The sequence below is a fragment of the Pseudomonas sp. B21-015 genome (assembly GCF_024749285.1).
Taxonomy (GTDB): Bacteria; Pseudomonadota; Gammaproteobacteria; order Pseudomonadales; family Pseudomonadaceae; genus Aquipseudomonas.
This window is the reverse complement of sequence record NZ_CP087196.1, coordinates 129,073-141,817: the sequence shown is the minus strand read 5'-3', so window position 1 is coordinate 141,817 and position 12,745 is coordinate 129,073. Positions and strand designations below refer to the sequence as shown.

Here is a 12,745-nt window from a genome sequence, read left to right as displayed (position 1 = left end):
TCACCCTAACCCAGCACGGAGCAAAAACCATGAACACTCTGCAACCCGATACCCTGATCAAAAACCCTCACGGCTGCCACGTCGTGTCTTCGGTGGAAGTACCTACCGAGGCAGCGCAAGTCTGGACGGTGGTCGGCAACTTTGCCGGCTTCGACCGATTCATTCCGGCGCTGTCGCACATCGAGATGACGGGCGAAGGTGTGTCATCGCTGCGCAAGAAATTCTTCAAGGACGGCAACCTGGTGGTCGAGCAGCTCAACTCCCGGGACGACCAGGCGCTGAACATGACCTGGACCACCATCTACAACACGCTGGGCGTGGCCAATTTGTGGGCGGCGATGAGTGTGGAATCCCTGGGCGCAGGCAAGTCACGGGCGACCTGGACCATCATCGCCGAACCGGCTCAGGGTGGCGCCGAGGCCCTGCCGGGGTTCAAGGATTTCGTTCAGGGGTTTGCCGATGATGCGATGGGGAATGTGTTGAAGCTGTTTGTGTAAGGCTTCAGTTTGGCGGTGATTGATACACCGCTTTCGCGAGCAAGCCCGCTCCCACATTTTGATCGGGTTCCTTCATAAGGAATGCGGTCAAATGTGAGAGCGGGCTTGCTCGCGAAGAACGATAACGCTGTAGAGCTGACCTCAATCAGATCTTGAAACTGTCAACCAACTGCTTCAACCGACTGGCCTGCTGAGACAGCGCATCGCAATCCTTCAATGTTTCATTGAGGTTAGCTACGCTCTGCTGGTTCAGCAGGTTGATCTGGTTGACGTCGACGTTGAGGGTTTCCACCACGGCAGTCTGCTCCTCGGTCGCCGCGGCCACCGACTGGTTCATCCCGTCGATTTCGCCGATGCGCTGGGTCACGCTGACCAGTCGCAGGCCGGCCTGGTTCGCCACTTCGACACTCTGCTCGCTGGACACCTGACTGGCGTTCATCGTAGTCACCGCTTCGCGTGAACCGATCTGCAGCGAGCTGATCATCTTGTGGATTTCTTCCGCCGACTCCTGGGTGCGATGAGCGAGGTTACGCACCTCGTCCGCCACCACCGCAAAACCTCGACCGGCCTCACCGGCACGGGCCGCTTCGATGGCCGCGTTGAGCGCCAGCAAATTGGTCTGCTGGGAGATGCCTTTGATCACATCGAGAATGTGACCGATGTTGTCGGTGCTCGCGTTCAGGGTTTCGATCTGCGTGCAGGACAGGCTGATTTTCTGCGACAGCTCAGTCATGGCCAGGATGGTTTTCTCCACCACCTGACGACCGTCATCGGCCTGCTCGCTCGCGCCGCTGGCATGTTGCGAAGCATCGGCGGCGTTGCGGGCGATTTCCTGAGTGGCGGCGCCCAATTGGTTGATCGCTGCGGCCACGCTATTGGTTCGGGCGCTTTGTTCGTCGGAACCGATGATCGAGGCGTTGGACGACGCCATCACCCGTTGCGACAGGTCATGAACCTGGCGGGTCGCCGAGGACACCTCGGAAATCGACGCGTGAATCCGCTCCACGAACTGGTTAAAGGAACCGCCCAACTCGCCGAACTCATCTTTGCTTTCTACAACCAGACGACGGGTCAGGTCACCCTCGCCCTGAGCGATGTCCTGCATCGCACGGCCCATCGTGGTCAGCGGACGCATCAGCACGTTGATCAGCAAGCTGAGCAGCACCGCAATGGCGGTCACGGCGATGAACATCGCGATCAGCGCCGAGGTGCGGAACTGGCTCAGTGGCGCGTAGGCCTTGGCCTTGTCGATCGACAGACCGACGTACCACTCGGCACCCGGCAAACCGCTCACTGGCGTGAATGAGAGGATGCGATCCTGCTTGTTCAATTCGACTTCCTGGTTGCCCTTTTCGATGCGGACGCTGGAACCCGGATAGATGTCTTTCAGGTTCTTCATCACCTGATCCTTGTCCGGGCTGACGATCACCTGACCGTCGGCGCTGACGAGGAACGCGTGACCGATGCCACCGAAATCCACCGAGTTGATGATCTTCACCAGGGTTTCCAGGCTCAGGTCACCGCCGACCACGCCCAGCAGTTCGCCATTCTTTTTCACCGGCATGGCGATGGTCACCACCAGCCCGCCGACTGCGGCCATATAAGGCGGAGTCAGCATGGTTTTGTCGGCGACTACGGCTTGTTTGTACCAGGGGCGCTGACGCGGATCGTAGCCGTCCGGCATCTTCGCGTCAGGGCGCTGGGTGAACACACCATTGGCTTGCCCGACGTAGGTGAACTGGAAGTTCGAGGTGAGGGCGGGTTGATCGACCAGCCCCGGCAAATCGGCATTGGCGCCTTGATGAGCGACGTTCTGCGCGAGGTTTTCCAGAACCAGTATGCGACCGCTCATCCAGTTTTGTACGCTGCTGGCGGTCAGGTCGCCGGCTTGTTCAACGGAGGACTCGAGGTTTTGCCGAATGGTGTTTCGCTGCAGATAGTCGTTGTACAAAGTGAACAACGCAAAAGCCAGCACCACGACGCCTGAAGCGGCCAGCAGAATTTTATGGCTGAACTTGAGATTCATATCATGGGACTTCTTATGCAAAAGTGGGGACGCGTTCCGGGTTGCAACATTCCATGTAACAGCGCAGACGGCATACTGGAGCCGCTCTACTTTGGTGCACGCATGTCTCATCACTCTTTCGGCACGAACGAGAGAAAACTTAGGGATTTGTACGAAACCCGTCAGATACCCGCCGAACGGCGTGCTAGAGAGGACGGATTACTGGGCGTTGGTCTATATCTGGTGTTACTGGCTCGACGGAGTAGCGAGACACGCAGACTTGGGATCTGACCTGCTTCGGGCTTAAATTTCTATAAGCCCAGAAAGACAAAACCCCTGTCTGCATAAGCAGACAGGGGTTTCGGAATTCAATCTTGACGATGACCTACTCTCACATGGGGAAACCCCACACTACCATCGGCGATGCATCGTTTCACTGCTGAGTTCGGGATGGGATCAGGTGGTTCCAATGCTCTATGGTCGTCAAGAAATTCTGTGACCAGCCCGTTACAGCGGTAACGTGCCAGCAAAATCGGTGACTTCTACTAAAACAAAACCCCTACCTGCATACGCAGATAGGGGTTTCGGAATTTAATCTTGACGATGACCTACTCTCACATGGGGAAACCCCACACTACCATCGGCGATGCATCGTTTCACTGCTGAGTTCGGGATGGGATCAGGTGGTTCCAATGCTCTATGGTCGTCAAGAAATTCGGGTACCGAACCGTCTTTCGACGCTTCAGCAAATTGGGTATGCGATAGTTTGTGTGTTTGTGCGAACTTTCGGTTCATTGCGTCTTCACACACCGCAATCTGGTGCTCTCTCGAGTCAGCAAATTGCTTGGGTGTTATATGGTCAAGCCTCACGGGCAATTAGTATTGGTTAGCTCAACGCCTCACAGCGCTTACACACCCAACCTATCAACGTCGTAGTCTTCGACGGCCCTTCAGGGGACTCAAGGTCCCAGTGAGATCTCATCTTGAGGCTAGTTTCCCGCTTAGATGCTTTCAGCGGTTATCTATTCCGAACATAGCTACCCGGCAATGCCACTGGCGTGACAACCGGAACACCAGAGGTTCGTCCACTCCGGTCCTCTCGTACTAGGAGCAGCCCCTCTCAAATCTCAAACGTCCACGGCAGATAGGGACCGAACTGTCTCACGACGTTCTAAACCCAGCTCGCGTACCACTTTAAATGGCGAACAGCCATACCCTTGGGACCGGCTTCAGCCCCAGGATGTGATGAGCCGACATCGAGGTGCCAAACACCGCCGTCGATATGAACTCTTGGGCGGTATCAGCCTGTTATCCCCGGAGTACCTTTTATCCGTTGAGCGATGGCCCTTCCATACAGAACCACCGGATCACTAAGACCTACTTTCGTACCTGCTCGACGTGTCTGTCTCGCAGTCAAGCGCGCTTTTGCCTTTATACTCTACGACCGATTTCCGACCGGTCTGAGCGCACCTTCGTACTCCTCCGTTACTCTTTAGGAGGAGACCGCCCCAGTCAAACTACCCACCATACACTGTCCTCGATCCGGATAACGGACCTGAGTTAGAACCTCAAAGTTGCCAGGGTGGTATTTCAAGGATGGCTCCACGCGAACTGGCGTCCACGCTTCAAAGCCTCCCACCTATCCTACACAAGCAAATTCAAAGTCCAGTGCAAAGCTATAGTAAAGGTTCACGGGGTCTTTCCGTCTAGCCGCGGATACACTGCATCTTCACAGCGATTTCAATTTCACTGAGTCTCGGGTGGAGACAGCGCCGCCATCGTTACGCCATTCGTGCAGGTCGGAACTTACCCGACAAGGAATTTCGCTACCTTAGGACCGTTATAGTTACGGCCGCCGTTTACCGGGGCTTCGATCAAGAGCTTCGCGTTAGCTAACCCCATCAATTAACCTTCCGGCACCGGGCAGGCGTCACACCCTATACGTCCACTTTCGTGTTTGCAGAGTGCTGTGTTTTTAATAAACAGTCGCAGCGGCCTGGTATCTTCGACCGGCGTGGGCTTACGGAGCAAGTCCTTCACCCTCACCGGCGCACCTTCTCCCGAAGTTACGGTGCCATTTTGCCTAGTTCCTTCACCCGAGTTCTCTCAAGCGCCTTGGTATTCTCTACCCAACCACCTGTGTCGGTTTGGGGTACGGTTCCTGGTTACCTGAAGCTTAGAAGCTTTTCTTGGAAGCATGGCATCAACCACTTCGTGTTCTAAAAGAACACTCGTCATCAGCTCTCGGCCTTGGAATCCCGGATTTACCTAAGATTCCAGCCTACCACCTTAAACTTGGACAACCAACGCCAAGCTGGCCTAGCCTTCTCCGTCCCTCCATCGCAATAACCAGAAGTACAGGAATATTAACCTGTTTTCCATCGACTACGCTTTTCAGCCTCGCCTTAGGGACCGACTAACCCTGCGTCGATTAACGTTGCGCAGGAAACCTTGGTCTTTCGGCGTGGGTGTTTTTCACACCCATTGTCGTTACTCATGTCAGCATTCGCACTTCTGATACCTCCAGCAAGCTTCTCAACTCACCTTCACAGGCTTACAGAACGCTCCTCTACCGCATCACCTAAGTGATACCCGTAGCTTCGGTGTATGGTTTGAGCCCCGTTACATCTTCCGCGCAGGCCGACTCGACTAGTGAGCTATTACGCTTTCTTTAAAGGGTGGCTGCTTCTAAGCCAACCTCCTAGCTGTCTAAGCCTTCCCACATCGTTTCCCACTTAACCATAACTTTGGGACCTTAGCTGACGGTCTGGGTTGTTTCCCTTTTCACGACGGACGTTAGCACCCGCCGTGTGTCTCCCATGCTCGGCACTTGTAGGTATTCGGAGTTTGCATCGGTTTGGTAAGTCGGGATGACCCCCTAGCCGAAACAGTGCTCTACCCCCTACAGTGATACATGAGGCGCTACCTAAATAGCTTTCGAGGAGAACCAGCTATCTCCGAGCTTGATTAGCCTTTCACTCCGATCCACAGGTCATCCGCTAACTTTTCAACGGTAGTCGGTTCGGTCCTCCAGTCAGTGTTACCTAACCTTCAACCTGCCCATGGATAGATCGCCCGGTTTCGGGTCTATTCCCAGCGACTAGACGCCCTATTAAGACTCGCTTTCGCTACGCCTCCCCTATTCGGTTAAGCTCGCCACTGAAAATAAGTCGCTGACCCATTATACAAAAGGTACGCAGTCACCCAACAAAGTGGGCTCCCACTGCTTGTACGCATACGGTTTCAGGATCTATTTCACTCCCCTCTCCGGGGTTCTTTTCGCCTTTCCCTCACGGTACTAGTTCACTATCGGTCAGTCAGTAGTATTTAGCCTTGGAGGATGGTCCCCCCATATTCAGACAAAGTTTCTCGTGCTCCGTCCTACTCGATTTCATGACCAAGAGATTTTCGCGTACAGGGCTATCACCCACTATGGCCGCACTTTCCAGAGCGTTCCGCTAATCTCAAAGCCACTTAAGGGCTGGTCCCCGTTCGCTCGCCACTACTAAGGGAATCTCGGTTGATTTCTTTTCCTCAGGGTACTTAGATGTTTCAGTTCCCCTGGTTCGCTTCTTAAGCCTATGTATTCAGCTTAAGATACCTAACTTATGTTAGGTGGGTTCCCCCATTCAGACATCTCCGGATCAAAGTCTGTTTGCCGACTCCCCGAAGCTTTTCGCAGGCTACCACGTCTTTCATCGCCTCTGACTGCCAAGGCATCCACCGTATGCGCTTCTTCACTTGACCATATAACCCCAAGCAATCTGGTTATACTGTGAAGACGACATTCGCCGAAAATTCGCGATTAAACTCACAAATTTTACCTTAGCCTGATCCGTTACCAGTGAAAGTAACGTTCAGTCTATCTTTCTATCACATACCCAAATTTTTAAAGAACGATCTAGCCAAAGACTAGAAATCAACATTCACCATCATCACAATGGAATGCTCATTTCTAAGCTTTCAACAAACAGAAGCAGTAGTGGTGGAGCCAAACGGGATCGAACCGTTGACCTCCTGCGTGCAAGGCAGGCGCTCTCCCAGCTGAGCTATGGCCCCGTATTTCTACAGGCGTTCCCACACAAGCAAAATTGGTGGGTCTGGGCAGATTCGAACTGCCGACCTCACCCTTATCAGGGGTGCGCTCTAACCAACTGAGCTACAGACCCAATTTCGGGCTGCTTCTTATCGTCTTCTTCAATGAATCAAGCAATTCGTGTGGGAACTTATGGAGCAGCTGATGTCGTCGATTAAGGAGGTGATCCAGCCGCAGGTTCCCCTACGGCTACCTTGTTACGACTTCACCCCAGTCATGAATCACACCGTGGTAACCGTCCTCCCGAAGGTTAGACTAGCTACTTCTGGTGCAACCCACTCCCATGGTGTGACGGGCGGTGTGTACAAGGCCCGGGAACGTATTCACCGCGACATTCTGATTCGCGATTACTAGCGATTCCGACTTCACGCAGTCGAGTTGCAGACTGCGATCCGGACTACGATCGGTTTTATGGGATTAGCTCCACCTCGCGGCTTGGCAACCCTCTGTACCGACCATTGTAGCACGTGTGTAGCCCAGGCCGTAAGGGCCATGATGACTTGACGTCATCCCCACCTTCCTCCGGTTTGTCACCGGCAGTCTCCTTAGAGTGCCCACCATTACGTGCTGGTAACTAAGGACAAGGGTTGCGCTCGTTACGGGACTTAACCCAACATCTCACGACACGAGCTGACGACAGCCATGCAGCACCTGTCTCAATGTTCCCGAAGGCACCAATCCATCTCTGGAAAGTTCATTGGATGTCAAGGCCTGGTAAGGTTCTTCGCGTTGCTTCGAATTAAACCACATGCTCCACCGCTTGTGCGGGCCCCCGTCAATTCATTTGAGTTTTAACCTTGCGGCCGTACTCCCCAGGCGGTCAACTTAATGCGTTAGCTGCGCCACTAAGAGCTCAAGGCTCCCAACGGCTAGTTGACATCGTTTACGGCGTGGACTACCAGGGTATCTAATCCTGTTTGCTCCCCACGCTTTCGCACCTCAGTGTCAGTATCAGTCCAGGTGGTCGCCTTCGCCACTGGTGTTCCTTCCTATATCTACGCATTTCACCGCTACACAGGAAATTCCACCACCCTCTACCATACTCTAGCTCGACAGTTTTGAATGCAGTTCCCAGGTTGAGCCCGGGGATTTCACATCCAACTTAACGAACCACCTACGCGCGCTTTACGCCCAGTAATTCCGATTAACGCTTGCACCCTCTGTATTACCGCGGCTGCTGGCACAGAGTTAGCCGGTGCTTATTCTGTCGGTAACGTCAAAACAATTACGTATTAGGTAACTGCCCTTCCTCCCAACTTAAAGTGCTTTACAATCCGAAGACCTTCTTCACACACGCGGCATGGCTGGATCAGGCTTTCGCCCATTGTCCAATATTCCCCACTGCTGCCTCCCGTAGGAGTCTGGACCGTGTCTCAGTTCCAGTGTGACTGATCATCCTCTCAGACCAGTTACGGATCGTCGCCTTGGTGAGCCATTACCTCACCAACTAGCTAATCCGACCTAGGCTCATCTGATAGCGCAAGGCCCGAAGGTCCCCTGCTTTCTCCCGTAGGACGTATGCGGTATTAGCGTCCGTTTCCGAGCGTTATCCCCCACTACCAGGCAGATTCCTAGGCATTACTCACCCGTCCGCCGCTCGCCACCAGGTACAAGTACCCGTGCTGCCGCTCGACTTGCATGTGTTAGGCCTGCCGCCAGCGTTCAATCTGAGCCATGATCAAACTCTTCAGTTCAAACATCTTTGGGTTTTTAAGAAACCCTAAACTTGGCTCAGCAATCGTTGGTTACATCTTTGATTTCTCGCGGAGTAACTTGTGATGCTGATAATCTTGCTGACTATCAGTCTGACTCCACAAGCACCCACACGAATTGCTTGATTCAGTTGTTAAAGAGCGGTTGGTTAAGATCTTTCGTCTCAACCGAGGCGCGCATTCTACAGCAGCCTCTGTTGCTGTCAAGCGGTTATTTTCAGAAGTTTTCAAAGTTTCCTTTGCAACTTCAACCACTTGCGCTTCCGATCTCTCGTTAGCGGGAGGCGAATTCTACAGCGTTAGTCGCTGCTGTCAACACCTGTTTTTCTCCGCTTTCGACCGAGAAGATCGAACCGTCAATAAGGCGACAACACACTGCCTTACCAACTCCTTCTGGCCTCGATGAACTGAAGCGTAACCGCTGCCGAAAACTGCGTAACTCATTGTTTACCAAGGAGTTTTCCGTTTCGACTGCGCCGGAAGTGGGGCGAATTATAGACGTCCAGAATCTGCCGTCAACCGTTAATTTGATTTTTCTATCAATGACTTGCGAAAAGCACCTTATAGGAGAGCAAAGCTACGCCCCTCTATATAGAAAGGCTTCTCAAAGCACTCCCGCCTCCTTGAGCGCAGCAACGACGCCGACATCCAGACCCAACACCCGCTGCAGAACCTCCAGCGTGTGCTCGCCTAATAAAGGAGGCGCGCTACGGTATTCCACCGGCGTCTCGGACAGGCGTATCGGGCTCGCAACCTGCGGCACCATCCCGGCCAACGCATGAGGCAGCTCAATAGCCAACCCACGCGCCTGAACCTGAGGATCGGCAAACACCTGAGCCAGATCATTAATCGGCCCACACGGCACGCCCGCCTGCTCCAGCTGCGCCACCCATTCGGCAGTGGTCTTGAACACTGTCGCCTGACGGATCAGCGGAATCAGCACCCCTCGATTTGCCACCCGCAACTTGTTGGTCGCAAAACGCGGATCATCCGCCCACTGCGGCTGACCAGCCACTTCCGCAAACTTGCGGAACTGCCCGTCATTACCCACCGTGAGGATGAAGTCGCCATCCGCCGTAGGAAAGTCCTGATAAGGCACGATATTCGGATGAGCGTTGCCCAAGCGCTTGGGCGCATTGCCTGTAGTCAGGTAGTTCATCGCCTGGTTGGCCAGACAAGCCACCTGAACATCCAGCAATGCCATATCAACATGCTGACCGCCACCGCCATGATCCCGGTGAGCCAGCGCAGCCAGGATCGCTACCGTCGAATAGAGCCCGGTCAAAATGTCTGTCAACGCCACCCCGACTTTCACCGGACCAGCGCCTTCATCTCCTTCGGGGCGACCAGTCAAACTCATCAGGCCGCCCAAGCCCTGGATCATGAAGTCATAACCCGCACGCTTGGCATACGGACCGGTCTGACCGAACCCGGTGATCGAGCAATAGATCAGCTTCGGATTGGCCACCCTGAGCGACTCGTAGTCCAACCCATAAGCTGCAAGACCACCAACCTTGAAGTTCTCGATGAGGATGTCCGACTTCGCCGCCAACTCGCGCACCAACTGTTGCCCCTCTGGCTGCGTGAAGTCGATGGTCACCGATTGCTTGTTGCGGTTGGCGGACAAGTAATAGGCCGCCTCACTGGTGTTCTCGCCATAGGCGTCTTTAAGGAACGGAGGTCCCCAGGCGCGCGTGTCATCACCATTGCCCGGGCGCTCAACCTTGATGACTTCAGCGCCAAGGTCCGCCAGGATCTGCCCGGCCCAAGGCCCGGCAAGAACCCGCGATAAATCCAGTACCCGTAGATGCGAAAGCGCGCCCATGGCCGTTCTCCTATTAATAGAACGCCTGGATGCCGGTCTGCGCGCGACCGAGGATCAGCGCGTGGACGTCATGCGTACCTTCATAGGTATTCACCACTTCCAGGTTGACCAAGTGGCGAGCCACACCGAACTCATCGGAGATACCGTTGCCACCCAGCATGTCGCGCGCCATGCGGGCAATGTCGAGGGACTTGCCACAGGAGTTGCGCTTCATCATCGAAGTGATCTCGACCGCAGCAGTACCCTCATCTTTCATACGACCCAGACGCAGGCAACCTTGCAGCGCCAGAGTGATTTCGGTCTGCATGTCGGCCAGTTTCTTCTGGATCAACTGAGTGGCGGCCAATGGACGACCAAACTGCTGACGATCCAGAGTGTATTGGCGAGCGGTGTGCCAGCAGAACTCGGCAGCGCCCAGTGCACCCCAGGAGATGCCATAACGCGCCGAGTTAAGGCAGGTAAAAGGACCTTTCAAACCCCGGACATCCGGAAAGATGTTCTCTTCAGGGACAAACACGCTGTCCATGACGATCTCGCCGGTGATGGATGCACGCAGGCCAACTTTGCCGTGAATCGCCGGAGCGCTCAGGCCTTTCCAGCCCTTCTCCAGCACAAAGCCACGAATGTCGCCCGCATCGTCCTTGGCCCAGACCACGAACACATCGGCGATCGGGCTGTTGGTGATCCACATCTTGCTGCCGGTGAGGCTGTAGCCGCCTTCAACTTTGCGCGCACGAGTAATCATCGCGCCCGGGTCGGAACCGTGGTCAGGCTCGGTCAGACCGAAGCAACCGATCCATTCACCCGAGGCTAGCTTCGGCAGGTATTTCTGCTTCTGTGCTTCGGTACCGAATTCGTTGATCGGCACCATGACCAGCGAGGACTGCACGCTCATCATCGAGCGATAGCCGGAGTCGACACGCTCGACCTCACGGGCAATCAGACCGTAGCTGACGTAGTTAAGGCCGCTGCCACCGTATTGCTCAGGAATGGTCGCACCCAACAGACCCACTTCACCCATCTCGCGGAAGATCGCCGGGTCGGTCTTCTCATGACGGAAAGCTTCGAGAACGCGCGGCGCGAGCTTCTGCTGAGCGAATTGCTGAGCGGTGTCGCGAATCATGCGTTCTTCTTCAGTGAGCTGTTGATCCAGCAGCAGGGGATCGATCCAGTTGAAGCTAGCTTTACCGCCCATGAGTGAGTCCTCTCGAATCGGGTCAAATAACGTGGGTTGATCCTAGGCCGGGTTCGGCGCCACGACAAACGAGGATTTTGCATACTGCTGTGCTAATTTCTCACTTCGAAACATCGCCAAATAGCCTTTATGCGATGCATTAGTGAGGTTGACGTACATGCGCAGGAAGATTCCCAGCACAACGGCCTTGATCAGCTTTGAAGCGGCAGCGCGCCACGAGAGCTTTACCAAGGCTGCCCAGGAGCTTTCTCTCACTCAGGGAGCGATTTGCCGACAGATCGCCAGCCTCGAGGAGTTCCTCAACGTCGAACTGTTCCGACGCTCGCGGCGCGGAGTGAAGCTGACAGAGGCGGGGCTTTCCTACAGCCGCCGAGTAGCCACCCAACTCGATGCGGTTGAACGGGACACCTTGTCAGTGATGGGCCAGCAAGGCGCCAACGTGATCGAGCTGGCGGTGGTTCCAACCTTCGGCACGCAATGGCTGCTGCCACGACTCAAAGACTTTCAGCACAAGCACCCGGAAGTGACGGTCAGTCTCACCAACCGCACGCGCCCCTTCCTTTTTGCCGACACCGACTTCGATGCCGCGATCTATTTCGGCGACGCCGACTGGCCGGGCACCGAATCCCACAGGCTAATGGGCGAAAATCCGATGCCAGTGTGCAGCCCCACGTTACTGGGCAAAAAAGCGAACCTGAGCCCCAGTGAAATCGCCGAACTGCCCCTGCTGCAACAAACCACACGCCCTTATGCCTGGCGTCAGTGGTTCAACGCCCAAAACCTGAATATCCCGCGAGACATGACAGGGCCGCGTTACGAGCTATTCTCCATGCTTGCCCAAGCGGCGACGCATGACATGGGGATCGCTTTGATTCCGCCGTTCCTGATTCAGCGCGAATTGGCGGAGAGGCGCCTGGTGATTGCCAATCCCCAAGCTTTATCGAGCATCAAGGCTTATTACCTGATGATTCCCGAACGAAAGGTCGAATCAGCCTCTTTAAAGGCATTTCGCGATTGGCTGGTGAGCCAGGCACAAAGCTACAACCTGGAAGGATAAAGGCTGCACCCATTAATTGACCCCGTAGTCAGCAAAACAAAAGCACTACAGATGTACGTATTTGTCGCATGTTGACAGACTGTACCGACAAACAGCACAAACGTCCCACAAGCTACTGAATACGTGGCCTTGAGCCTCTATTGGTAAGCAATGGCGATTCATTCACCGCGCCGATGTGTAAATTCTTGAATTTCGGCCAAAATCCTTACAGGCCACGGCCTGCAATGGATTTAACCGGACAGTGCGACATTCGGTCACGGGGTGACTTGTAGTTAATTTTCCGTCACCCGTCATAATCCCTTGAAGGGCACAAAGTTCGCCTGCAAAATGCCGCGCCCCGCCCTGATTTGGCGGGATC

Annotated in this window: 5 protein-coding genes, 2 tRNA genes and 4 rRNA genes; 2 read left to right on the top strand and 9 right to left on the bottom strand. The window is 54.7% G+C overall.

Annotation, left to right across the window (positions count from 1 at the left end):
- Nucleotides 1–29 precede the first annotated feature (29 nt).
- Nucleotides 30–497 (top strand): SRPBCC family protein, encoded by a 468-nt coding sequence (locus LOY38_RS00690; protein WP_258698431.1) that lies wholly within the window; start codon nucleotides 30–32, stop codon nucleotides 495–497.
- Nucleotides 498–642: 145 nt separating this feature from the next.
- Here LOY38_RS00690 and LOY38_RS00685 read toward each other — a convergent pair whose 3' ends face one another.
- From LOY38_RS00685 to LOY38_RS00645, 9 genes are all read right to left on the bottom strand, one after another.
- Nucleotides 643–2,523: a methyl-accepting chemotaxis protein gene (locus LOY38_RS00685; RefSeq protein ID WP_258698430.1), complete on the bottom strand. Its 1,881-nt coding sequence runs from the start codon at nucleotides 2,521–2,523 to the stop codon at nucleotides 643–645.
- A gap of 351 nt (nucleotides 2,524–2,874) precedes the next feature.
- Nucleotides 2,875–2,990 (bottom strand): 5S ribosomal RNA (gene rrf, locus LOY38_RS00680).
- A gap of 107 nt (nucleotides 2,991–3,097) precedes the next feature.
- Nucleotides 3,098–3,213: ribosomal RNA gene (rrf, locus tag LOY38_RS00675) — 5S ribosomal RNA — on the bottom strand.
- A 144-nt stretch (nucleotides 3,214–3,357) separates the two neighbouring features.
- Nucleotides 3,358–6,249 (bottom strand): 23S ribosomal RNA (locus tag LOY38_RS00670).
- 236 nt (nucleotides 6,250–6,485) lie between these two features.
- A tRNA-Ala gene (locus LOY38_RS00665) sits at nucleotides 6,486–6,561 on the bottom strand.
- Nucleotides 6,562–6,594: 33 nt separating this feature from the next.
- A tRNA-Ile gene (locus LOY38_RS00660) sits at nucleotides 6,595–6,671 on the bottom strand.
- 82 nt (nucleotides 6,672–6,753) lie between these two features.
- Nucleotides 6,754–8,292: ribosomal RNA gene (locus LOY38_RS00655) — 16S ribosomal RNA — on the bottom strand.
- Together the 16S, 23S and 5S rRNA genes with 2 tRNA genes alongside form the textbook arrangement of a ribosomal RNA operon.
- A gap of 622 nt (nucleotides 8,293–8,914) precedes the next feature.
- Nucleotides 8,915–10,135 carry a CaiB/BaiF CoA-transferase family protein gene (locus tag LOY38_RS00650; protein ID WP_258698429.1) on the bottom strand — a complete coding sequence of 407 codons (1,221 nt, stop codon included), beginning with the start codon at nucleotides 10,133–10,135 and terminating at the stop codon, nucleotides 8,915–8,917.
- Nucleotides 10,136–10,148: 13 nt separating this feature from the next.
- Nucleotides 10,149–11,330, bottom strand: coding sequence for an acyl-CoA dehydrogenase (locus tag LOY38_RS00645; protein ID WP_258698428.1), 1,182 nt, complete (start codon nucleotides 11,328–11,330; stop codon nucleotides 10,149–10,151).
- Nucleotides 11,331–11,487: 157 nt separating this feature from the next.
- Between LOY38_RS00645 and LOY38_RS00640 the strand changes: the two genes are divergently transcribed.
- On the top strand, nucleotides 11,488–12,387 hold the full coding sequence (locus tag LOY38_RS00640) for a LysR family transcriptional regulator (RefSeq protein WP_258698427.1): 900 nt from the start codon (nucleotides 11,488–11,490) through the stop codon (nucleotides 12,385–12,387).
- Nucleotides 12,388–12,745 lie beyond the last annotated feature (358 nt).

Excerpts from the sequence above, each read along its gene's own strand:
- LOY38_RS00640 (WP_258698427.1), top strand. The coding sequence starts at position 11,488 with ATGCGCAGGAAGATTCCCAGCACAACGGCCTTGATCAGCTTTGAAGCG.
- LOY38_RS00690 (WP_258698431.1), top strand. The coding sequence starts at position 30 with ATGAACACTCTGCAACCCGATACCCTGATCAAAAACCCTCACGGCTGC.
- LOY38_RS00685 (WP_258698430.1), bottom strand. The coding sequence starts at position 2,523 with ATGAATCTCAAGTTCAGCCATAAAATTCTGCTGGCCGCTTCAGGCGTC.
- LOY38_RS00650 (WP_258698429.1), bottom strand. The coding sequence starts at position 10,135 with ATGGGCGCGCTTTCGCATCTACGGGTACTGGATTTATCGCGGGTTCTT.
- LOY38_RS00645 (WP_258698428.1), bottom strand. The coding sequence starts at position 11,330 with ATGGGCGGTAAAGCTAGCTTCAACTGGATCGATCCCCTGCTGCTGGAT.